Origin of the sequence: Cobetia sp. cqz5-12, assembly GCF_016495405.1 — a bacterium.
Classification (GTDB): Bacteria; Pseudomonadota; Gammaproteobacteria; order Pseudomonadales; family Halomonadaceae; genus Cobetia.
Genome location: NZ_CP044522.1, coordinates 610889 through 635056 on the forward strand (window position 1 = coordinate 610889; position 24168 = coordinate 635056).

Below are 24168 nucleotides of genomic sequence, written 5' to 3' on the forward strand. Positions count from 1 at the left end.
TGCCTCACCGTTGGCGCGCGGTACCACGAGACACGCTGTCAGCGACCGACATCTAGCGTGCCGATCAGTGTCAAAGAAATGCCTGACCCTCACCATTGATAATTTGTCTGACATTTTTCTGCAATTGTCTGATTCGTGCAGACATAGCCCGCTAGCGGCTGTCGACCTGTCGCCATGACCAGAACGCCCCGCCTCTTGCATGTCGGTCGACAGCAGGAGGCGGGGCGTTGTCGTTGTCAGAAGCTGGTATCGGAAGCCGCCAGTCAGCAGCGAGTTTCAGAAACGGGTGTCAGAAACAGCAACCGCTGTCAGGCGCTGGCGACGGCGGGGGTCAGCACCTGCTGGTAGAGCGAGGCGCCGTGGATGTCCTTCAGCGTCACGGTCAGCGCTTCGCTCTCGGGATCGAGATCCACCTGGCCGAAGAACTGGAAGCCCTCACTGGGCGACATGTTGGCCCGCCCCTCAGGCGGTGCCTTCACGAATTCGAGTCTCGGCCCGAAGGTGTTGTCCAGCTCACCGGGGCCGTAGGTGCCGGCATGGATCGGCCCGCTGACGAATTCCCAGAACGGCGTGAAGTCCTTGAAGACCGCTCGCTCGGGCGAGTAGTGGTGCGCGGCGGTGTAGTGCACATCGGCGGTCAGCCAGACCAGATTCTGGATGTCGTGATCGCGCACGAACTTGAGCAGTTCGGCAATCTCCTGCTCGCGCCCCAGCGCCTCACCGTCGCCATTGGCCCCATTCTCGAAATTGTCACCGTCACGCACCAGCAGGCCGATGGGCATGTCGGAGGCGATGATCTTCCAGGTGGCGGTGCTGGCCTTGAGCGACTGCTTGAGCCAGGTGAGCTGATCGCGCCCCAGGAAGTCGGTCTCGGGGCCACGCCCGGACTGGCGATTGGCGGAATTGGGGCCGCGGAAGCTGCGCATGTCGAGCATGAACATCTCGAGTCCCGGGCCGAAGCTGAAGTTGCGGTGGATGCGTTCCGGCGCGGCAGGGCCGGTACGCAGTGGCATGTTCTCGAGGAAGGCACGACGCGCATTGGCGGACAGCACGTCGAGATTCTTCTCGGTGTAACGGTCATCCTCGAGAATCTCGCCCGGATACCAGTTGTTGGTGGTCTCGTGGTCATCCCATTGGGCGAACATCGGCACTTCGGCATTGAAGCGGCGCAGGTTCTCATCCATCAGGTTGTAGGCGTACTGACCGCGATACTCGTCCAGGGTCTCGGCGACCTTGGACTTGGCCGGCGTGACGATATTGCGCCACAGGCTGCCGTCATGCTGGGTGACGCTCTCCTCGATCGGGCCATCGGCGTAGATGGTGTCACCGGAGTGGAGGAAGAAGTCCGGCTGGACCTGACGCATGGTCTCGTAGAGGCGCAGGCCGCCGAAGTCCGGATTGATTCCCCAGCCCTGGCCGACGGTGTCGCCGGACCATACGAAGCGCAAGGCGCGCGGGCGCTGGGCGCTCGGCGGCAGTACCAGGCGTCCGGCGGTCGCCTCGCTGATGGCACGATGATCGTCCAGCGCCGCGTAGCGTACCCGATAGAAGACCTCGCCCTTGGCATTGGCTCGGGAGTTGATGCGGGTCAGGTCCAGCTTGCTGGTCAGGCCGTCCGCCGGCAGTGCCACCGGGCCGCGTACCTGGAAGGCGCCGCGCATCTCGATGTTGTCGGCCAGCTCGATCAGCATGCGGGCCGGCTTGTCGGTCTGGCTCCACAGCATGGCGCGGCTGGCGGTCACGTCGCCACTCATCACGCCGGAAGGCATGCGTGGACGACGTCCTTCCGCCATTACGATGGCCGGTGCGCCCAGCAGGCCTGAGCTTGCCAGCAGGCCCACGCCGGCACCCTGCAGGCCACGGCTCAGCAGACGTCGGCGGTCCATTCGCGAAGGTGCGCCGGCGCGTGCGGCATGCGAGTCACCGGGGCTCGCGTTCGCGTCGTCCTGCGAGGTGGGCGAGGCAGGTGTCGTGCGCGAGGAGCGGGAAGGTAGCAGATCAGACAGACGGCGGGACATGAAGGGCTTCCTTGTTACGGTCTGGCATCAGGATGGCAGCGGCGGCAAAGGTGCCGCGATGGCTGACAGGGCTCACGGGAGAGGCTACTTTCCACGCTCATGATGACGATCAGGTGTCAGAACCATGATCGCCCCGAGGCGATCGGTGCCTGTCGCCGGGCGCGGCTGCGCGATGGAGTGTGTGCAGCAGAGTCATTCCGTGCCTTTCTTCCGACCTCCCATCAGGACACCCTCCATGCCCCCCTCAACCCCCTCGGATTCCCCGCAACCTGATGCCGCCAGGCTGATCGCGGATAGCCATCCCCAGGCACGGCAGGTGCTCGATCATTGGTTCACTCAGCTGACGCCCAAGGACTGGTTTCGCAAGAGCGAGACCCTCGATGCTCAGCTGCGCGAACGATTCGCGGAGCTGCTCGAGCAGGCGCAGGCCTGTGAACTGTGGGAGTGGCGCACCACTCCCGGTGGGCGGCTGGCGGAAATCCTGCTGCTGGACCAGTTCGCGCGCAACATCCATCGCGATACCCCGCGCGCCTTCAGTGGCGACAGTCTGGCACTCGCGCTCTCCCAGCAGGCTGTCGCGCTGGGCGATCTGGACCGCCTTCCACTGGCCTGGCAACCCTTCGCGATCATGCCGTGGATGCACAGCGAATCGTTGCGCATCCATGAACACGCCGAACACTTGTTCGCACGCCCCGGCCTCGAGGACACCCTGCGCTATGAGCATCTGCATGCGGACATCGTGCGTAGATTCGGCCGCTACCCGCATCGCAACGCGATTCTCGGTCGTGAGTCCACGCCGGAAGAGATCGCCTTCCTGGGCCAGCCCGGCTCTTCATTCTGACGAATGAAAGATCGCCCCCTTTTAATTGTGTGACGTCGTCTCCAAGACTTGTACAGCGGCGCCAAGCGCCTGTACATCAGCATGGAAGGAGACAGCAGATGGGTATCATTCTCGGGTTGATCATCGGTGGTCTGGCCGGCTGGATCGCAGGCAACATCATGCGCGGCGGCAGCTTCGGCATTCTTGGCAACATCGTCGTCGGTGTCGTCGGCGGCCTGCTGGGCAGCGTCATCTTCAAGCTGCTGGGGCTGGCCTCCACCGGCATCATCGGCTCGCTGGTCGTCTCGGTCGTGGGGGCGGTGGTGTTGCTGTGGATCGTCTCGAAGGTCAAGTCCAAGGCCTGACGGCGCGTCATGGAGCTACCGGCAAGCCAGGGTCGGAGGCATTCCATCGAGCGATGCCTGGCATGCAGCAGAAGGGACAGGAGTTCCTTGCGGGTGTCTGGAGGGAGCCATTCGGACACTCGCCCATCAAGGTCGCCCGTCATCGGTTGCCCCTGACGCCCACGTGATTCACATGACCGTGGCAAGGCAGTCGGACAGGGCGACAAAGAGGCCGAATCATCCGTCAGTCATTCCGGATGACGTGTTGCAGATCTAGCGAAAACAGGAGCGTTTGAGCATGGCGAGCAATGAACACGATTCAGCACCTTCTTCCCAGTCGAATGCCGACAGCGCGAAGTGCCCCTATCACGAGGGGCAGAACCGCTCGGCAGAGGGAGAGAACCCCTATACCCATCCCAACCGCAATGGGCCGCACGACACCAAGCCCAATGCCGGTGACGGTCATGCCAAGGACGAGGCGCTGGAGACCTATCGCGCCGACGCCGAAGGGCACGACTTGCGTACCAACCAGGGGCTGCGCATCGCGGACAATCACAACTCGCTGAAGGCGGGGGAACGCGGTCCGACCCTGATGGAAGATTTCATCTTCCGCGAGAAGATGAACCACTTCGACAATGAACGTATTCCTGAGCGTATCGTTCACGCGCGTGGCGCGGCCGCACACGGGTATTTTCAGGCCTACGACAATGCCGCCAGATATTCCAAGGCTGGCGTGTTCAGCGACCCGTCCAGGAAGACGCCGGTGTTCGTGCGCTTCTCGACGGTGCAGGGCTCGCGTGGCTCCAACGATACCGTCCGTGACGTGCGCGGCTTCGCGACCAAGTTCTATACCGATGACGGCAACTGGGACCTGGTCGGCAATGACATCCCGGTCTTCTTCATCCAGGACGCCATGAAGTTCCCTGACTTCGTACATGCCGTGAAGCCGGAGCCGCACAACGAGATTCCCCAGGGACAGTCGGCGCACGATACCTTCTGGGACTTCGTGTCACTGATGCCGGAAACCACTCACACCGTGCTTTGGACCATGTCGGACCGCGCCTTCCCGCGCCATTACCGCAACATGGAAGGCTTCGGTGTGCATACCTTCCGTCTGATCGACCGCGAAGGCGTGTCGCGCTTCGTCAAGTTCCACTGGAAGCCGGTGGCCGGTACCTGCTCGCTGATCTGGGATGAAGCCCAGAAGCTGTGGGGACGTGACCCGGACTTCAACCGTCGCATGATGTGGGATGACATCAAGAACGGTGCACCGCTGGAGTGGGAGCTGGGCATCCAGGTGGTCGAGGAGAAGGATGAGCACAGCTTCGACTTCGACATTCTCGACCCGACCAAGCTGATCCCCGAATCGCTGGTACCGGTGGTGCCGATCGGCAAGATGGTGCTGGACCGCAATCCGGACAACTACTTCGCCGAGACCGAGCAGGTCGCCTTCAATCCGGCCAACATCGTGCCGGGCATCGACTTCTCCAATGACCCGCTGCTGCAGGGGCGTCTATTCTCCTATCTGGATACCCAGATGCTGCGTCTTGGTGGGCCGAACTTCCACGAGATTCCCATCAACCAGCCGGTGTGCCCGTTCCACAACAACCAGCGCGATGCCCAGCATCGTCAGACCATCAACACGGGTCAGGCGTCCTACGAGCCGAACTCCATCGATGGTGGCTGGCCGGCCGAGACACCGCCGTCCAACGACGCCCATGGGGGTTTCGAGCCGTATCATGAGCGCATCGAGGCGCACAAGGTACGTGCGCGCAGTGCCTCCTTCGGGGATCACTACTCCCAGGCCACCCTGTTCTGGAACAGTCAGACTGACGTGGAGAAGGAACACATCATCGCGGCCTACACCTTCGAGCTTTCCAAGGTCGAGCGTCCGTGGATCCGTGATCGGGTGATCACCGAGATCCTGCCCAATATCGATCTGGAACTGGCACGTCGCGTCGGTGAGAATCACGGTATCGAGACACCGACCAGCAAGCCCGCGCCGGATGGTGAACTGGGCACCAGCCAGGTCGACAGCGATCCGGCGCTCAGCCTGATGGCGCGCCTGCCGGACTCGATCGCCACCCGCAAGGTCGCGATTCTGGCCGCCGATGGCGTCGCCATGGAAGATGTTCGCTCGACCAAGGAGCAGCTGGCCGCCGAGGGTGCCGAAGGGTTGTTGATCGCCCCGAGCATGGCACCGATCAAGGCCGGAGACGGCACCATGCTGTCGCCGGATGCGATGCTCAATGGCCTGCCGTCCGTGGCGGTGGATGCCGTCGTCATCGCTGGCGGTGTGGGTAGCGTCGAGGCGCTGAGCGGCTCGGGCCTCGGACTCTATTATGTCCAGGAAGCCTACAAGCACCTGAAGCCCATCGTGGCGATCTGCGAAGGCAAGGAGCTGCTGGCCGCCGCACGCGTGCCGGTCGAGGAGGGCGTCATCCTGGTGGATGATGTGCTCGCCGCCAGCCTGCCGCTGCGTGATGCCCTGATGGCTCACCGGGTGTGGTCGCGTGATGCGCGTGCCAATCAGATGCCAGCATGAGGCGCTGACGCCCCACAAGGTATGATGTGACTCACCAAGCCCCCTGACCTGCGAAGGTCAGGGGGCTTTTTCATGGTCATGATGCGGTCATCTGTGGACGTGAAGATGGGGTGGCGGTGATAAGGTGTAAACAGGGTTGGTGATGTCGTCGGGTTGAGTGCCGTCCCGCGGTTCACGCCGCTGAGAGGGGCTGATAGGCTCGGTGATAGGGGCTGATTATCAAAGGCATGCTGGTAATTGATTATCGCTGGATGCATCAGGTGCGTAAGGTAAGCAGGCATCAAGGGGCCACAAGCCAGCACATGCCGGGCAGGCATCGGCCCCGATCCGATTCGACAATGGGCTGCAGGCTTTCACATCAAGCAGCGCATGAAGAAAATGTGACATCAGCAGCATCTGGCCTTGCCAGTCGAGTTTGATAGCGCTTTTTTCTACCTGACAGGAGAACGTCTACATGTCCCAGACTCCACGCTATACCACTGGTAACGGCGCCCCGGTGCCTCACGATGACATCAGCCAGACAGCGGGCCCGAATGGCTCACTGACCTTCGACAACTGGCGTCTGTTCGAGAAGCTGGCGCACTTCAACCGTGAGCGCATTCCGGAGCGTGTCGTCCACGCCCGCGGCGTCGCCGCCTACGGCACCTTCACCCTGACCCGTGACCTGTCTGATCTGACCATCGCCCGCTTCCTGCAGGGTGTCGGCAAGCAGACCCCGTTGCTGGCGCGTTTCTCCACCGTGGCCGGTGGTCAGGACAGCGGCGACAACACTCGTGACGTGCGCGGCTTCTCCCTGAAGTTCTACACCGAAGAAGGCAATTGGGACATGGTCGGCAACAACACGCCGGTGTTCTTCATCCGCGAGCCGTCCAAGTTCCCTGACTTCATCCACACCCAGAAGAAAGACCCGCGCACCAACATGGTCGACTGGCAGAACCGCTGGGAATTCTGGGCCAACCATCCGCAGGCGCTGCATCAGGTCACCATCCTGATGTCCGACCGCGGTATCCCGAAGTCGCTGACCACCATGAACGGCTACAGCTCGCATACGCTGAGCCTGTGGAACGACAAGGGCGAGCGTGTCTGGGTCAAGTGGCACTTCAAGACCGACCAGGGCCACGAGACACTGACCGATGATGAAGCGGCACAGGTCGCACCGGACTTCCACCAGCACGACATGTTCACCCGCCTCGAGCGTGGCGAGCGTCCGAGCTGGACCGTCAACCTGCAGGTGATGACTGAGCAGCAGGCGCGCGACTACCACATCAACCCGTTCGATCTGACCAAGGTGTGGCCGCACGGTGACTTCCCGCTGATGGAAGTCGGCAAGATGGAACTCAATCGCAACCCGGAGAACTACTTCGCGGAAGTCGAGCAGTCCGTCTTCTCGCCGTCCAACTTCGTGCCGGGTATCGGCGCCTCGCCGGACCGCGTGCTGCAGGCACGTCTGTGGGCCTACGCCGATGCACACCGCTACCGTGTCGGTGCCAACGCCGAGCAGCTGCCGGTCAACCGTCCGGTCTGCCCGGTCAACCACTACCAGCGTGATGGCGTGATGGCGGGCATGTGCCCGGTCACCGGTCACGGTGGCGGTCCGCTGGGCGGCCAGGTCGGCCAGGGCGTGCCGGGAGAAACGAAGGAAGGTGGCCAGTACTCACGCACCAACTTCTACCCGAACGAGCGCGCAGACCAGGGGGCTCCGGTGCCGGATGCCACCGTCGCCGAGCCGGCGATGCCGCTGGAGCAGAACGCCTGGATGGGCTATCACGACAACAGCGATGAGGATAACTACAGCCAGGCCGGCAACCTCTATCGCCTGTTCGACGAAGGCCAGAAGACGCGCATCACCGACGTCATCGCCGGCACCATGGTAGGCGTCAGCCACGTGGTCCAGGACAAGATGATCGCGCATCTCCGCCAAGCGGATGCCGACTATGGCGAGCGTGTCGCCACCAAGCTGGCCAAGCTCGATCCGCGCTGAGTCAGTCATGCTGCACCCTTCGTCAGGTCAGCAGTGATTCCATGAACTGACGAAAACCTCAAGGCCCCCGCCGGTGAACCGGCGGGGGCCTTGTCGTATGCGTGAAGCGGAAAACAGATCGCGCCTCAGCCGTCGTCGCGGAGGGTGTCTTGCGCGTTCGCCGTGTCACTCATCCCCAGCGCCCACAGCAGGAAGGCATCCTGACGCGCATTGTCGCGCCATGCCTTGAAGCGACCCGAGGCACCGCCGTGTCCGGAGCTCATGTCGGTGCGCAACAGCACCGGATGCGGCGTGCAGTCCATCTGGCGCAGACGCGCATACAGCTTGGCCGGTTCCCAGTAGGGCACGCGGGTGTCATGCCAGCTGCCCTGCAGGAACAGCGGCGGATAGGGCGCGGCACTCAGGTTGTCCAGCGGCGAATAGGCGCGGATGCGGCGGCGTGCCTCGTTCTCGTGCGGGTTGCCCCACTCGGTGTACTCCGCCGTGGTCAGCGGCAGCTCAGGGTTTTCCATGGTGCGCAGCACATCGACGAAGGGCACATCGAGCACCGCGGCGCAGAAGGCCTCGGGACGCTTGTTGAGGCTGGCACCGACCAGCAGACCACCGGCGCTGGCACCGTAGGCGGCGATGCGATCCGCGGCCCCGACGCCTTGCTCGACCAGCGCATCACGCGCGGCAAGGAAGTCGTTGAAGCTGTTTTCCTTGTGCTCCAGCTTGCCGGCCAGATACCAGGGCTCTCCGCGATCACCGCCGCCACGCACGTGGGCGACCGCGAAAGCCACCCCACGTGTCAGAAGCTCAAGACGGGCAATCGAGAACCAGGGGTCCAGCGTCTCGCCGTAGGCACCATAGCCGTAGAGCAATACCGGCAGCGGGGCGTGAGGGCGGCCTGTGTCGTCACATAGATCGCGCCGCATGACCACCGAGACCGGCACCTGCTCACCATCGTCGGAAGTCGCCCACAGGCGGCGGCTGATCAGCTGCTCGGGCGCGAGATCGCCATGCACGGTCTGACGCTTGAGCAGGCGGCGCTCACCCGTGTCGAGGTCCAGCTCGATCCAGCTCGGCGGCGTGGTGAAGCTCTCCTCGCGGATGCGCAGGCGGCGAGCGTTGAAATGTGGGCAATCGCCCAACCCCTGACTCAGGGGCTGTTCAGGCAGCGCGAGACGTTCGTCACGCTGGATGACGCCGCTGTCGTCGAATTCCACGACGCGCAGCCAGGCCTGGGCCTGCCGGTGATCGCGTTCATCGACCATCAGCCCCCAGCTGAAGGCCTCGACGCCTTCCAGCGTCACTTCATCGCGGGTAGCGATCAGCGGCTGCCAGTCGCCGGGCGCATGCTCGGCGGCGATATCGAGCTGGAAATGCGGCGCTTGCCTGTTGTGCAGCACATAGAAGTGGCCGGGGCGGTGGTCGACGCCGTACTCGACGCCGGTCTCGCGGGCGCGCACCAGACGCCTCTCACCCAGCGGGGCGTCGGCCTTGAGCAACCAGGTCTCGCTGGTGTCCTTGGAGGCGGTCTCCAGAATCAGCCAGGCGCGTGAGCGGGTCTTGCCCATGCCGACCCAGAATTCGCTGTCTTCCTCGCGATAGAGCAGCGTCTCGGCGCGGCTAGCGACATTCAGACACCAGATCTCGAAGGGGCGCTGGGTGTTGTCATAGCGCGTGAACAGCAGGTGCTGACCGTCCTCGGCCCATACCAGATCCGGCCCGATATCCTCCAGCAGACACTCGTCATCGTGACCGGCGTTGCGTGAGTCGCCATTCGTCGCGTTCAGTGTTGCAAGACGCAGGCTGAACACCTCGTCGCCGCTGGTGTCCAGAGTCCATGCCAGTTGCTGTTCATCCGGGGAGATGGCCATCTCGCCCAGCTCGACGAAGTCGTGATGGCGCGACAGGCTCTGCAGGTCCAGCAGGCATTCATGCTGGCGGGTATCGGCGGGGTCGGCACCGATCGCATGGCGCCACCAGACCGGATAGTCGGCGTCAGCGGCGGTCTCGCTCCAATAGATGTAGTGATCCAGCGCCTCGGCCAGGCTTGAGACGGCCAGTTCGCGGCGCGCAAGATGGCCGTGATAGAGAGCATCGCTCAGCGGCGCGAGCGGCGCGAACCAGCGATCGCTCTCGGCGTTGGCCGCCGTGAGAAAGGTGGTGACCTCTGGCGTGTCGCGTTCTTCAAGCCAGTGCCATTCGGGGTCATCGGCACGATAATGGCGCTGGACGGGGCTATCGGGCATGGCTACCTCGTGAAAGTCGGGTGCTCGAGTGTGTCGGGCGGGCATGGAGTGTAACATTGAGCCTGTCCCACAGCGTGCGCAAGCCCTTGCCTCATGGGAGGCATCGCCGCCGTGAGAGATGAATGCGCAGCCTCTGGTGCCATACAGACGTGTGGCCCCGATGATGGGATGACTCGATGGCTGAACTGAGGTGCTGGGTGCTTCTGCACCCAACAGGCAACCCTCAGAATGTCAGTCTCGACAGGATGTTATGACAGGAGTGAAGGGCATGATGATTTCCGATTCGCTGCCGCAGATGTGGCTGATCTATTTTGGCCTGGCAGCGGTAGTGCTGTTTACCGGCTATATGGCGGTGCGAATACTGCCGCGTTTTCTGCGCTGGATCCTCGTCGGCGGCATCGCCGGCATGATCGCCGTGCCGACCAGTTTTCACGTCACGGCCAGCGTCGCGGAAGATGCCTATACCGGCCTTGCGCCAGCCATCGTGGCCTTTGCCGTCAGCGTGGTACAGAAGGATGGCGGTGGCATGGCCTCGGCCTTCGGCATGCTGGTACTGGGCATCGGGGCGGGCGTGGTGCTGGGCCTGGTGATCTGGTGGCTGGGGCGCGGGCGTGAACAGCGTCGTCGCGCCGTCCAGCAGCGCCGTCAGCCTCATGCCCACGAGCAGGAGGATGAGGAAGTGGGCGAAGGCCACGCCGCTGGCGCCAGCTTGCGTAGCGAGAAACGTGGCACCCCGGCTCGTGCGTCGGCGCGTACCCGCGCAGGCCGTGACCGTCAGGAACCGTCGCTCTGATCGAGCGTCGTTCGATCAGCGCCAGCTGTGCATTGTCCTAGCGTGGACTAAGGATCTGTCATGCCCCGTGATGTAGCTGTCACTTCATCTCATGAGCCAGCCTGTTCATCAGGGCTTGCGTCCGGCTCTTCATCCGGCCCTCTATCGAAAGTTGCGGGGGCGCGCTGGTTGGCTGCTCTGATGCTGGCGGGCATCAGTCTCGCGTCGCCCTCGGCCTTCGCCGAGCAGGCATTGTCAGCGGATAACGCCTCGGCCAGCGAGCCGATGAGTGGGTCGGTAAGTGGGCCGGTAGATGAGTCGCCAAGCGAGCAGGCTGAGCAGATGCCGTTTGTGGCCCGGGATGTCGCGAGTGACGCGGTCGCCGTGGGTGGCTCGGCGCGCGACATTGCGCCTGACCTGCGCATGGCGATCGATGTCTCCGGCAGCATGAAGCACAACGACCCGACCAATCTGCGCGCCAGTGCGCTGGACCTGCTGGTCACCTTGCTGCCGGAGCGCTCGCGTGCGGGGCTGTGGGGCTTCGGTGAGCAGGTACAGCCCCTGCTGGCACTGGGCGCGGTCGATGCGGGCTGGAAGCAGGCGGCCCGCGGGCTGGAAGGGCGGCTTGACGATTACGAGCAGTACACCGATCTCGAGGCGGGTCTGCGTGCCGCCGCCGAAGGCGCCGATGCGAGCATCGATGGCCAGGGGCCGCGTCAGATCATTCTGCTCTCCGATGGCATGGTCGACCTGCGTGAGCCGAGCAGCGAGAAGGCCGCCTCGGATAGCGCCTCACGTCAGCGCATCACCGATGAACTGACGCCACAGCTTGCTGCGCACAACATCACGGTGCATACCGTCGCGCTGTCGCGCAATGCCGATATCGATCTGCTGCAGCAGGTCGCCGATGGCACCGGTGGGCTGGCGACGGTCGCCGAGACCCCGGAAGATCTGCTGCGTGCCTTCCTCGGGGCGCTCGACCGAATCGTGCCCGGCGAGCTGGTGCCGCTCGAGGACAAGCGCTTCACCATCGATGGCAGCGTCGAGGAATTCACGGCGCTGGTCTTCCACGGCCCCGATGACAGCGCACCGGTGTTGATCGCGCCGGATGGCCAGCGCTATTCGCTGGCCGACAAGGCCTCGTTGCCCGAGGGTGTGCGCTGGGAACATCAACCGCGCTATGACCTGATCACCGTGACCGATCCCGAGGCCGGGCAGTGGCGTATCGAAGGGCAGGTGGGCGTCGATAGCCGTATCACCGTGGTGTCAGACCTGGCGCTGGTATCGCGCCCGCTGCCCGCCACGCTGTATCGCGGCTTTGGCTATTCTCTCGCGGCTTCGCTGGTCGACGGCGCACGCGATGTCGCCGAGCAGGATTTCCTGGCGACGCTGGACGGCAATGCACGTCTGGTGCCGGAAAACGAGGGTGGCGCGGATGCCAAGGAAGAGAGCGCAGCACGTTCAGCCGGCATGGCAGCAGACACGGGTGTCGTGACCACCGCCCAGCAGCGCGGCCTTGAGCGTGACGGCGCAGAGTTCAGCGTCAACATGCCGCCGCCGCAGCAGCTGGGTGGCGCTCGCCTGACGCTGACCATCAAGGGGCAGCGCGACGGCGCGCCCTTTGCGCGTCAGTTGAGCCAGCGCACCAGCGTGGTCGACCCGCTGCTGGTCGAGCCTATCGGTGGCAATGCGCAGAATGCGACGCCGCCGAGCGCGCTGGAGGTCAGCGCGCGCCATCCTCTGCTCAACACCGCCAATACCCAGCTGGACGCGACGCTGCAGGGCGAGCCGTTGAGCGTGGCGGAAGCGGGCGAGACTCGCTGGCGTATCGAACTGCCGCCGCTGGAGCGTGACGTCAGTGCCGATGTGCAGATCAGTGCACGCATCGCGCTGGGCGGGAGTTCGCGGGTGATCGACCTGGCGCCCTATACCCTCAACGAGAATGCGGCGCGGCGTGCCGCCAATCTGGACCGCTCACCCATCGAGGGTGAGTCATTCGGTGAGATTCAGGGCCTGGATCAGGCGGTGGAGGAGAAGGAAGACCTCAATGACCTGCTGATGAAGGGTCGCCTGCCCATCGACAAGGTGCCTGCGTTGATCAGTCAGTGGTTCGAAGGGGCTTCGGACTTTGCCCAACGTGAGGCAGAATCACCGCAAAGCCGCATGATCGCTTACGTTGTGGCCGGTGTGATCGGCCTGCTGGTAGTGATCATGTTGGTGCGTCGCATGACGCGCAAGCCGACTCAGCGGGAGGAACCCCATGTGTGAACTGCTCGGCATGAGTGCCAATGTGCCGACCGATATCTGCTTCAGCTTCGCCGGTTTTCTGCAGCGAGGCGGTGGTACTGGTCCGCACCGCGATGGCTGGGGAATCGCCTTCTATGAAGAGGGCGGTTATCGCGAATTCCGTGACCCGCATCCGTCGGTGGATTCGCCCATCGCGCGCATGATTCTCGACTATCCGATCAAGTCGCAGATGGTCATCAGCCATATTCGCCAGGCCAATGTCGGCCAGGTGACACTGGCCAATACTCACCCGTTCACGCGCGAGCTGTGGGGCCGGCAGTGGTGCTATGCCCATAATGGTCAGCTGGCGGACTGGCAGGCACTGCCCCTGCCGTACTATCGCCCGGTCGGCAGCACGGACAGCGAGCACGCCGCCTGTTTCCTGCTCGGTGAGATCCGGAGGGCCTTCCCGGAACCGCCCTCTCGTTGTGAAGACCTGTGGCGGCATCTGCACGCCCAGTGCGAGCGTCTGCGCGGGCTTGGCGTCTTCAATCTGCTGCTCTCCGATGGCGTGCATCTCTACGCCTACTGCTCCACCAAGCTGGCGCACATCACGCGCCGCGCGCCTTTCGGGCAGGCGAGCCTGACTGACTTCGAGATGAGCGTCGACTTCCAGCAGCACACCACCGATGCCGATGTGGTCTCGGTGATCGCCACTGATCCGCTGACCGACAACGAGCAGTGGCAGCGCCTGCTGCCGGGGCAGTTGGTCGTGTTCCGCGAAGGTGAGCTGGTCGCCAGTCTTGGCGGTGAGTTGCCGCTGAGCCAGGAAGAGCAGGAGCAATCCGAGAGCGGGGCGGTCGATCGCACCTCCACCTCGCGCCGCAAGCCGGATTGGCTGGCTTCTGACTTGAGCTGCTGACGTTTGGCTGAGTCGCTGACGCTGAGTGACGGAGAAAGAGCTTGAATGCCAGACACACGAAGGGCCGCGATTGCGGCCCTTCGTGTTTGAGGCTGTTGTCTGGTCTGCGTGTGAGACTCAACCTTCGACGTCGTCGAACATGCCGGCGAACATCGGCGAGGACAGGTAGCGCTCGCCGCTGTCCGGCAGGATGACGACGATGGACTTGTCGGCGTAGGCGGGGTCTTCTGCCAGACGCAGTGCCGCGGTCATCGCCGCACCGCAGGAGATGCCGCACATGATGCCTTCTTCCTGCATGATGCGACGCGCCATGGCCATGGCGTCTTCACTGGCGACGGGCTCGACGCGGTCAATCAGCGTCAGGTCCAGGTTGTCGGGAATGAAGTTGGCGCCGATGCCCTGGATCTTGTGCGGGGCTGGCGTGATCGATTCGCCCTGCATGCGCTGGGTGATGATGGCGGATTCCGCCGGCTCCACCGCCACGGCTTCGAGTGACTGGCCGCGTACCGTCTTGAAGTAGCGGGCGATGCCACTGATGGTGCCGCCGGTACCGACGCCCGCGACCAGCACGTCCATCTCGCCATCCAGCGCGTCCCACAGCTCCGGGCCGGTGGTCTCTTCGTGGATGCGCGGGTTGGCCGGGTTGGAGAACTGCTGCGGCAGGAAGTAGCGTTCCGGCTCGGCCTTCTGCAGCTCGCAGGCCTTGTCGATGGCGCCCTGCATGCCCTTGGCCGGATCGGTCAGCACCAGGTTGGCGCCGAGGGACTTCAGCACCTTGCGGCGCTCCATGCTCATCGAGGAAGGCATGGTCAGGGTGACGGGGTAGCCACGCGCCGCGCCGACGAAGGCCAGTGCGATACCGGTGTTGCCGGAGGTCGGCTCGATGATCTCCATGCCCGGCTTGAGTGCGCCGCGCTCTTCGGCGTCCCACACCATGCTGGCACCGATACGGCACTTGACCGAGAACGCCGGGTTGCGGGCTTCCACCTTGGCATACAGGCGTGGATGGCTGCTGAGGCGGTTGATCTTGACCAGCGGTGTATTGCCGATGGCTTGCGAGTTGTCCTGATAGATCTTGGCCATGCGAGGTCCTCTGGATATCTGGCGGCTAGACAGCGAGCAGGCCCGCTGCTTGAGTGAAGTGATGACGCTCAGCAGCGGCTGTCGCGACTGTATGAGCATAAGGTTAAGGGCTAGCCTGGCGCGACTCAAAGGCCTGAAGCGCATAACGACATGGCAAGGTTGCCAGTCGCGGTCAGCCTCTGACCAAGGTCGTACAAGAGTAGTGATCTGATTTGACGAGACTTTTCAGGATGTGAACGATGGTTTCAATCGGTTGTTTTACATCGTTGGCCTGACTGGTTAAGGTGAAGCGCGGCGGCGCTGGAGGTTCTTGCCGGGGTGTCGTCGGTGCATTGCAGCACCTGCACGCACTTTGTCGCGCCGTCCTTTTCCCATCACGCCGCCATTCATGTCATTGTTCACATGTGGGCGTGACGCCCTGATAACAACAAGTGCTGAATTCTCGCCTGTGGCTGTCAGTGAAAGACTCCGCGCCCGGCCACGATCCAGCAGACGAATGCAGTCATGGAGCCCAAGCCATGCATGATGCCAATCCTGCCAACGCCTCGGCAGACCCGGAAGCCGACAAGGCGTCTGATCACGCTGGCCCCGTGCCCGGGGACGCCAGCCTGATCGTCAGTGGTGAGCCGTTGTCCGGCCTCGAGGATTACCCCTCGATTCTCGAGGTCTTCGAGGCCAGCTGCGCCAACTATGCCAGCCGTCCGGCCTTCAGCTGCATGGACAAGACGCTCAGCTACGCCGATGTGGACCGCCTGTCGCGCAATTTCGCCGCCTGGCTGGAACACGAGGCCGGCCTTGAGCCCGGGGATCGCATCGCCATCCAGCTGCCGAATCTGCTGCAGTTCCCGGTGGCCGTGTTCGGCGCGCTGCGCGCCGGTCTGGTGGTGGTCAACACCAACCCGCTCTATACCGAGCGCGAGATGCAGCACCAGTTCCATGACTCCGGCGCCCGCGCCATCGTGATTCTGGCCAACATGGCGGACAAGCTCGAGAAGGTGCTCAAGCGCACGTCCATCGAGGAGGTCATCATCACCGAGATCGGTGACCTGCATGACTTTCCCAAGCGCCCGCTGATCAATCTGGCGGTGCGCTACGTCAAGAAGATGGTGCCGAAGTACCACCTGCCTGACGCCCACTCGCTGCGCAGCGTGCTCAAGCGCGGCGCGGGGCTCTCGCACACACGTGTCACGCGTCAGCCCGAGGACATCGCCGCGTTGCAGTACACCGGCGGCACCACCGGGGTTGCCAAGGGCACCATGCTGACCCACCGCAATCTGGTCGCCAACATGCTGCAGGCGCGCGGCGTGATCAGTGATGTGCTCAATGAAGGCCAGGAGGTGCTGATCGCGCCGCTGCCGGTCTACCACATTTATACCTTCACGGTGAATTGTCTCTACAGCATGGAGAGTGGCAACCACAGCGTGCTGATCACCAATCCGCGTGACATCGATGGTTTCATCAAGACGCTGGCCAGGACACCGTTCACCGCCTTCGTCGGCCTCAACACGCTGTTCTCGGCGCTGTGTCAGCGTGATGACTTCAAGGCGCTGGACTTCTCCAGCCTCAAGCTGACCATCTCCGGCGGCATGGCCCTGACGCGCAGCGCAGCTGAACGCTGGGAAGCCGTCACTGGCTGCCCGATCGCCGAGGGCTACGGCATGACCGAGACCTCGCCCATCGTCAGCTTCAATCCGCCGCGCGAGCTGCAGCTGGGCACCATCGGCAAGCCGGTGCCGGGCACCGAGCTCAAGGTGGTGGACGCGGATGGCGTGACGCTGGGGCGTGATGCGCCGGGTGAGTTGTGCGTGCGCGGCCCCCAGGTGATGAAGGGCTACTGGCAGCGTGACGATGCCACGCGTGAGGCGATGGATGATGAGGGCTTCATCCGCACCGGCGATATCGCGGTCATCCAGCAGGACGATTTCGTGCGCATCGTCGATCGCAAGAAGGACATGATCATCGTCTCAGGCTTCAATGTGTTCCCCAACGAGATCGAGGACGTGGTCAGCGGGCATCCGGATATCGTCGAGGCCGCAGCCGTGGGCGTGCCGGACGAGCAGAGCGGCGAGGCGATCAAGCTGTTCGTCGTGTCCAGCAACCCGGATCTGGATCGCGACAGCCTGCGCAGCTGGTGCAAGGAGCAGCTGACCGGCTACAAGGTGCCGCGCTTCGTCGAATTCCGCGACGAACTGCCCAAGACCAATGTCGGCAAGGTGCTGCGTCGTGAGCTGCGCGACAGCGAAGAGAGCGCTGGCAATACGCCGGTACGCGAGCACTGAGGGCAGCGCTGAGCCGGCGGCGTGGCAGGGGACAAGCGCCGCCAAGGTTGGGCGCGGCTACATGCAGGGCTACAATGGACGGCCCGTCACTTGCTGACGGGCCGTTTTGTCATTCAGGCCTCATGGATTGCTGCCCAGTGCAGGCGAGCGTGAGGCTGAATTCCCGAGAGTTTCCGGCTGCGCGCCTGGCGTGTGGTCGCTGGTTGAGAAGAGGCAGTCCTTGAGCGACACCGCTACCGCACCGTCCGAACATGCGCGTCTTGAAGCCCTCGCGGCTCGCCTTGAACGCGCCCTGAGCCGTGATCAGCGCGAGCTGGGCAAGCGCCTGGCTGGCCTGCGGCGGCGTCTCAAGGAAGGCAAGCCGGTCGATCGTGCCATCAACGACATCGAGAGCCGCCTGGAGGCGAGCATCGCCCAGCGCACTGCGCGCGAGACGGCGCTGGCGCGCTGGCAGACTCCCGCCGCGCTCAACTATCCGCCGGAGCTGCCGGTGGTGGAACGTCGCGAGGACATCCTTGCCGCGCTTGCCGAGCATCAGATCGTGGTGGTGGCCGGCGAAACCGGTTCGGGCAAGACCACCCAGCTGCCCAAGCTGTGTCTGGAGATGGGGCTGGGGCGCAACGGCCTGATCGGCCACACCCAGCCACGTCGTCTGGCGGCACGTTCGGTGGCGGCACGTCTGGCCGAGGAGCTCGAGACGACACTCGGCGACACGGTCGGCTATCAGGTGCGCTTCAACGACACTACCGGCCCGTCGACGCTGATCAAGCTGATGACCGACGGTATCCTCCTGGCGGAAACCCAGCATGACCCGGACCTGAGCCGCTACGAGGCAATCATCATCGATGAGGCCCACGAGCGCAGTCTGAACATCGACTTCCTGCTCGGTTATCTCAAGCGTCTCACCGCGCGCCGTCCGGACCTCAAGATCATCATCACCTCGGCGACCATCGACGTGGAGCGCTTCAGCCAGCACTTCGCGGCCCAGGATGGCACGCCGGCGCCCATCGTCTCGGTCAGCGGGCGCAACTTCCCGGTCGAGACCCAGTACCTGCCGCTGGTGCGCGATGCCGAGGATGAGGAAGACCTCAGCCTGCAGGAAGGCATCCTGCGCGCGGTGGAAGAGCTGTCGCTGATCGAGCGTGAGAAGGGCTGGATGCAGGGCCCGCGTGACGTGTTGATCTTCCTGCCCGGCGAGCGCGAGATCCGCGCCACCGCGGACACCCTGCGTCGCGCCCAGCTGCGTGATACCGAGGTGCTGCCGCTGTACGCGCGGCTCTCGAACGAAGAGCAGAACCGCGTCTTCCAGCCGCATCGTGGCCGTCGCATCGTGCTGGCCACCAATGTCGCCGAGACCTCGCTGACCGTGCCGGGCATCCGCTACGTGATCGACCCGGGGCTGGTGCGCATCAGTCGTTACAGCTATCGCTCCAAGATCCAGCGACTGCCGGTGGAACCGATCAGTCAGGCCAGCGCCAACCAGCGCAAGGGCCGCTGCGGGCGTATCGCCGAAGGCCTGTGCATCCGCCTCTACAGCGAGGAGGACTTCCTCGCGCGCCCGGAATACACCGAGCCGGAAATTCAGCGTACCAACCTGGCCTCGGTGATCCTGTCGATGCTGTCGCTCAAGCTGGGCGACATCGAGAAGTTTCCCTTCGTCGATGCGCCGGATTCGCGCTTCGTCACCGATGGCTTCCGCCTGCTGCGCGAACTGGGTGCGGTGGATGAACACAACCGTCTGAGCCGTGATGGCCGCACCCTGGCGCGTCTGCCCATCGACCCGCGTCTAGCGCGCATGGTGCTGGAAGGCGCCTCGCGCGGCTGCCTGCGTGAAGTGCTGATCATCGTCAGCGCGCTGTCGATCCAGGACCCGCGCGAGCGTCCCGCCGACAAGCGCCAGCAGGCCGATCAGATCCACCACGAGTGGGATGACGACAATTCCGACTTCGTCAGCTGGCTGAATCTGTGGGAAGGCTTCGAACTGGCGCGGGATGCGCTGGGCGCCAACCCGCTGCGCCGCTGGTGCAAGGCGCGCTTCCTCAACTATCTGCGCCTGCGCGAGTGGCATGACACCTTCCGCCAGCTCAAGCAGCTGACGCGCGACCTGGGGCTGGAGATGACCAGCGCCCAGCACGAGCGCGACGCCGAGGCGCAGGCCGAGGTCACCGCGCGGGTACTGGCCTCACCGGGACAGGGCCGCCGCCCGTCGGTGGCCATCGATCACGAGTCACTGCATCGCGCGCTGCTGACCGGGCTGCTCTCCAATCTCGGCCTCAAGCAGGAAAATCGCGAGTATCTCGGCGCGCGCAACCGACGCTTCTTCGTTCACCCGGGCTCCGGTGTGGCCAAGAAGTCGCCCAAGTGGGTGATGGCGGCCGAGATGGTCGAGACCACCAAGCTCTACGCGCGTCAGGTCGCGGCGATCAAGCCTGAGTGGGTCGAGCCGCTGGCCGAGCATCTGGTCAAGCGCAGCTACAGCGAGCCGCACTGGGAGATGAAGCGTGCCCAGGTGGTCGCCAGTGAGCAGGTGACCCTGTTCGGGCTGCCCATCGTCACCGCGCGCAAGGTGCATTACGGCCCGCTGGCGCCGGAAGAGTCCCGCGAGCTGTTCATTCGCCGCGCGCTGGTCGAGGGCGAATTCCAGACCCGTGCGCCGTTCTTCGCCCACAATCGCGGCCTGATGGATGAGGTCGGTGAGCTTGAGGACCGCGCGCGCAAGCGAGACATCCTCGTCGACGAAGAGACGCTGTTCGCCTTCTATGCCGAGCGCATTCCGGAAGGCATCTACAACGGTCGCAGCTTCGACAAGTGGCGCAAGGAAGCCGAGCGCGACAAGCCCGATGTCCTGCATCTGAATCTCGACGACCTGATGGCGCGCGATGCCGAGGAAGTCACCGTCGCGCGCTACCCCGAACAGCTGCACCACAATGGCGTCGCCTACCCGCTGAGCTATCACTTCGCGCCCGGTGCGGTGGATGACGGCGTGACGATGACCGTGCCGGCGGCGATGCTCTCGCAGCTGCCGCGCTATCGCATCGAATGGCTGGTGCCGGGGCTTCTGCGTGACAAGGCCATCGCGCTGATGAAGTCGCTGCCCAAACAGTACCGCAAGCAGGTGGTACCGATTCCCAACTGGGTCGATGCCGCACTCGAGGCGCTGACCCCGGACGACGTGCCGCTGACCGATGCGCTGGCCGAGTTCATGCGCGTCAAGACTGGCCTGCGTCTGCCGCAGGATGCCTGGGCGCCCGAAACGCTGGAACCGCACCTGAAGATGAACCTGCGCATCGTCGATCAGGACGGCAAGGTGCTGGGCGAAGGGCGTGATCTCGAGGCGTTGGAAGCACGCTTCAAGGACTCGGCCGCGGCCGCCGCGCGGGCGATGGCCAGTCGCAGCCGTGAAGCCGACAGCGAAGTGCTGGAAGATCTGCCCGAGACGCCGATCGCCACCTCGCATAGCACCACCCAGGCGGGCATCCGCGTCGAGGCCTACCCGGCGCTGGTGGTGAAGGCGGCGACGCCTGCCGACAACGGCATGAGTGCCAAGCAGCGCAAGCTGGCGCGCAAGACCGGCAAGAACAGCGCGCCGTCCAGCCATGCGCCTGCCAGCGCGACGGCTCAGGTCGAGCAGAATCTGAGCGTGGAGCTGTTCGATCATCCGGCCAAGGCCGCCGCCGCGCACCGTGATGGCATCACGCGCCTGGCGATGGCACGCCTGCCGGACCAGGTGCGCTATCTGGACCGTGATCTCAAGGCGCTGGAGCGCTGTGCGCTGCTGTTCGCCAAGGTCGGCACGCGTCGCCAGCTGGCGGATGACTTCATCTACAGCGTCTTCGAGCAGGTGATGGCCGTCGAGCCGCTGCCGCGTTCGCGCAGCGAACTGCAGGCGCGTCTCGATGACAAGCGGGCCGAGCTGGTGCCGCATGCCGAATCGCTGCTCAAGCCGCTGGAAACCGCACTCAAGCAGCATCTGGAGCTTTCCAAGCGCCTCAAGGGCAAGATCGACTTCTCGATGGCGCTGGTGGTGGCTGACCTCAAGGCCCAGCAGGCGCGCCTGATCACGCCGGGCTTCATTCAGGCCTCCGGTGAATGGTTGCATCAGCTGCCGCGCTATGTGGAGGCGATGCTGATCCGTCTCGACAAGGCGCCGCGTGAGCGCATGCGCGACCAGCGTGACATGGAGGAGGTCAAGGGCTTCGAATCCCGCCTTGATGCCCGCCTGAGCAAGGCGCGTGAGCAGGGGTTGCCGGATGCGGAGCTGGAAGAGTTCGGCTGGTGGCTGCAGGAACTGCGCGTCTCGCTGTTTGCCCAGCAGCTCGGCACGCTGGAGACCGTCTCCGCCAAGCGCCTCGAGAAGCGCTGGCAGGAGCTGATGGCGCGTCGCTGATGCCCTGAGGCCGGGCTCTGTCATGGCTGAAGCTCAGTCCTGGCTGAAGCTCTGCCTTGTCTGGGGCCATTCCAGAGCGCTGTGTATGTCATCAGGAGCTTGCGTGACCGGTACGTGGAGGCGCGCCGAGGCGGGATGGCCCAAGCTGCAGACAGGAATTGCTGTTTAAGCATTCACTGTGATCGCCCGACAAATGCTGACTCGGGCGTCTGGAATCGCCGAGACAGCGTACACTGAACATGGGGCATGACGACGCGGCGCCGGGTCGTGCCCCGCTCAATTCTGGTGATATCCCGCGGGATAGCACTGTCAGGAGTGGATGCATGCCAAACAATGACAATGTTCACGCTGCCGATACGCAATACGCCAACGCCGGTCAGTCCATGAGTGCCAGCGGCAATCATCGCGTACTGATCACCGGTAGCGGGCTCTACACGCCGCCCAATGCCATCAGCAACGAGGCATTGGTGGCATCCTTCAATGCCTGGGTGGCAGCGGACAATGCCGCCAATGCCGACGCCATCGCGCGTGGTGAGCGTGAGGCGCGCACCGAGTCCAGCGCCGAATTCATCGTCAAGGCCTCGGGTATCCACAGCCGCTACGTGCTGGATGCCGAGGGCATTCTCGACCCGGAGCGCATGCGCCCACGCCTGCCGGCGCGCGCCAATGACCAGCCCTCGGTGCAGTGCGAGATGGGCGTGGCGGCCGCGCGTGAAGCGCTGGTGGCGGCGGGCGTCAACGCCGCGGACCTGGATCTGGTCATCGTGGCCTGTTCCAACCTCGAGCGCCCCTATCCGGCGGTGGCGGTGGAACTGCAGGCCGCGCTCGAGGCCGGTGGCTATGCCTTCGACATGAACGTGGCGTGCAGCTCCGCCACCTTCGGCATCGAGACCGCCGCCAACGCGATTCGCAGCGGCAGTGCCAGACGTGTGCTGATGGTCAATCCGGAGATCTGCAGTGCGCATCTCAACTTCCGCGACCGTGACAGCCACTTCATCTTCGGGGATGCTTGCACGGCCGTGGTGCTGGAAGCGGCGGATGTTGCCACGCGCACCGATGGCTTCGAAGTGCTCGGCACGCGACTGGTGACGCGTTTCTCCAACGCGATACGCAACAATTTCGGCTTCCTCAATCGCACGGCAGTGCTTGAGGACGATGTGGCATCCGCGATGACACTCGACAGTGCAAGCCATCGTGAACAGTCCGATGACAAGCTGTTCATCCAGGAAGGTCGGCGCGTCTTCCGCGAGGTCTGCCCGATGGTGGCCGAGCTGATCACCACCCATCTGGGCGAGATCGAGGCAGATGGCGGTGATCTTGATCGCATGTGGCTGCATCAGGCCAACCGCCACATGAACGACATGATCGCGCGGCGTGTGCTGGGACGTGACCCGTCGAGCGAGGAAGCGCCGATCATTCTCGATCGCTACGCCAATACCAGCTCCGCGGGCTCGGTGATCGCCTTCCATCTCCATCACGCTGACCTGGCGCCGGGGAGCCTGGGGGTATTGTGTTCTTTCGGGGCAGGCTACAGTGCCGGCAGCGTGCTGCTGAAACGCTGCGGTTGAAGCAGGACATTGCGCGAACCCACGTGGCCTGTGCTGGCTCTTGGCGGGCGCGGAACGTATAAAGAAGACCGGACCTGACAGCCAGGGATGTGGCAAGGACCGCTGCAGGAATCCAATAGACTTACAGGTGACGAGATGCACACGATCAAGACTTCCCTGCCGGCACTGCTGGCCATGTCTCTGCTGGCGGGTTGCGCCAGCACCGGAGACAGCGAGCCGAACCCTCAGGACCCATGGGAGGGCTTCAACCGTAACGTCTATACCTTCAATGACACCCTGGACCGCTATGCCCTCAAGCCGGTCGCGCAGGGCTATGACTATGTGACGCCGGAGCTGGTACAGGATGGCGTGGGCAACTTCTTCTCCAATCTGGGAGAGGTCCGCACCATGTTCAACTCGGTGTTGCAGTGGAAGTGGGCCAATGCCGGGGTCTCCACCGGCCGTCTGCTGCTCAACTCCACCGTCGGCATCGGCGGCCTGTTTGACCCGGCCAGCGAGCTTGGCTGGACAGTGGACGAGGAAGACTTCGGTCAGACCCTCGCCGTCTGGGGCGCAGGGCAGGGGCCGTATCTCGTGCTGCCGCTGTTCGGTCCGAGTACCGTGCGTGATGCCGCGGGCATGCCGGTGGATTATTTCGCTGATCCCGTCAATTACGTCGAAGACGACAAGGTGCGTTACGGCTTGAAAGCGCTGGATCTGGTCGATACCCGTGCCGGTCTGCTCGAGCAGGAGAAGCTGATCCAGGGCGATCGCTACAGCTTCATTCGTGATGCCTACCTGCAGCGCCGCAACTTCGAGATCAACGATGGCAAGCTGGGCGATGATCCCTTCGCCAGCGACAGCTTCGATGACGCCGATCTCGACGGTGCCTTCGCACCGGAAGACGACAGCCAGTAACGCGTCACCCGCAGCAGGCGACCGGTACCGTGATGGGTCAGTGGTACCGGTCGCGAGGGCAAGCAGCATCAAGACTGCGAGTGGATGGC

14 protein-coding genes are annotated in these 24168 nt (G+C 64.0%); 11 read left to right on the plus strand and 3 right to left on the minus strand.

Going from position 1 to position 24168, the window contains the following annotated elements:
* Nucleotides 1–308: 308 nt before the first annotated feature.
* The gene (locus F8A90_RS02630) at nucleotides 309–2018 is read right to left on the minus strand and encodes an alkaline phosphatase D family protein (RefSeq protein ID WP_233593417.1); all 1710 of its coding nucleotides are present in this window, start codon (nucleotides 2016–2018) and stop codon (nucleotides 309–311) included.
* A gap of 235 nt (nucleotides 2019–2253) precedes the next feature.
* Here F8A90_RS02630 and F8A90_RS02635 point away from each other — a divergent pair, with 235 nt between their 5' ends.
* The 4 genes from F8A90_RS02635 (at nucleotide 2254) to F8A90_RS02650 (ending at nucleotide 7708) form a co-directional block, all read left to right on the plus strand.
* The gene (locus F8A90_RS02635) at nucleotides 2254–2859 is read left to right on the plus strand and encodes a DUF924 family protein (RefSeq protein WP_200018829.1); all 606 of its coding nucleotides are present in this window, start codon (nucleotides 2254–2256) and stop codon (nucleotides 2857–2859) included.
* 98 nt (nucleotides 2860–2957) lie between these two features.
* Nucleotides 2958–3203, plus strand: a complete 246-nt coding sequence (locus tag F8A90_RS02640) for a GlsB/YeaQ/YmgE family stress response membrane protein (RefSeq protein WP_043333988.1) — start codon at nucleotides 2958–2960, stop codon at nucleotides 3201–3203.
* A gap of 277 nt (nucleotides 3204–3480) precedes the next feature.
* Complete coding sequence (gene katE / locus F8A90_RS02645; protein WP_200018831.1) at nucleotides 3481–5727, plus strand: catalase HPII; 2247 nt, start codon at nucleotides 3481–3483, stop codon at nucleotides 5725–5727.
* A 454-nt stretch (nucleotides 5728–6181) separates the two neighbouring features.
* Entirely contained in the window at nucleotides 6182–7708 is a 1527-nt protein-coding gene (locus F8A90_RS02650) for a catalase (protein WP_166019848.1), read from the plus strand.
* 125 nt (nucleotides 7709–7833) lie between these two features.
* Here the strand turns inward: F8A90_RS02650 and F8A90_RS02655 are convergent, their stop codons facing one another.
* Nucleotides 7834–9945: a S9 family peptidase gene (locus F8A90_RS02655; RefSeq protein ID WP_166019849.1), complete on the minus strand. Its 2112-nt coding sequence runs from the start codon at nucleotides 9943–9945 to the stop codon at nucleotides 7834–7836.
* Nucleotides 9946–10213: 268 nt separating this feature from the next.
* On the opposite strand from F8A90_RS02655, the gene F8A90_RS02660 reads away from it, so the two are divergent.
* From F8A90_RS02660 to F8A90_RS02670, 3 genes are all read left to right on the plus strand, one after another.
* A complete protein-coding gene (locus F8A90_RS02660; protein WP_166019850.1) occupies nucleotides 10214–10738 on the plus strand; it encodes a hypothetical protein in 525 nt (174 codons plus the stop codon).
* A gap of 168 nt (nucleotides 10739–10906) precedes the next feature.
* A complete protein-coding gene (locus F8A90_RS02665) occupies nucleotides 10907–12985 on the plus strand; it encodes a VWA domain-containing protein (RefSeq protein WP_200018833.1) in 2079 nt (692 codons plus the stop codon).
* Complete coding sequence (locus F8A90_RS02670; protein WP_200018836.1) at nucleotides 12978–13865, plus strand: class II glutamine amidotransferase; 888 nt, start codon at nucleotides 12978–12980, stop codon at nucleotides 13863–13865. The genes F8A90_RS02665 and F8A90_RS02670 overlap by 8 nt, the downstream gene beginning before the upstream one ends.
* A gap of 117 nt (nucleotides 13866–13982) precedes the next feature.
* On the opposite strand, the gene cysK is transcribed toward F8A90_RS02670, so the two are convergent.
* The gene (gene cysK / locus F8A90_RS02675) at nucleotides 13983–14948 is read right to left on the minus strand and encodes a cysteine synthase A (RefSeq protein ID WP_200018838.1); all 966 of its coding nucleotides are present in this window, start codon (nucleotides 14946–14948) and stop codon (nucleotides 13983–13985) included.
* A gap of 518 nt (nucleotides 14949–15466) precedes the next feature.
* Between cysK and F8A90_RS02680 the strand changes: the two genes are divergently transcribed.
* The 4 genes from F8A90_RS02680 (at nucleotide 15467) to F8A90_RS02695 (ending at nucleotide 24079) form a co-directional block, all read left to right on the plus strand.
* Entirely contained in the window at nucleotides 15467–17227 is a 1761-nt protein-coding gene (locus F8A90_RS02680; protein WP_200018840.1) for an AMP-binding protein, read from the plus strand.
* Between the two features lie 220 nt (nucleotides 17228–17447).
* Nucleotides 17448–21614 (plus strand): ATP-dependent RNA helicase HrpA, encoded by a 4167-nt coding sequence (hrpA, locus tag F8A90_RS02685; RefSeq protein WP_200018842.1) that lies wholly within the window; start codon nucleotides 17448–17450, stop codon nucleotides 21612–21614.
* A gap of 383 nt (nucleotides 21615–21997) precedes the next feature.
* Nucleotides 21998–23182, plus strand: coding sequence for a beta-ketoacyl-ACP synthase III (locus tag F8A90_RS02690; RefSeq protein ID WP_200019850.1), 1185 nt, complete (start codon nucleotides 21998–22000; stop codon nucleotides 23180–23182).
* A gap of 135 nt (nucleotides 23183–23317) precedes the next feature.
* Entirely contained in the window at nucleotides 23318–24079 is a 762-nt protein-coding gene (locus F8A90_RS02695) for an MlaA family lipoprotein (RefSeq protein ID WP_200018844.1), read from the plus strand.
* Nucleotides 24080–24168 lie beyond the last annotated feature (89 nt).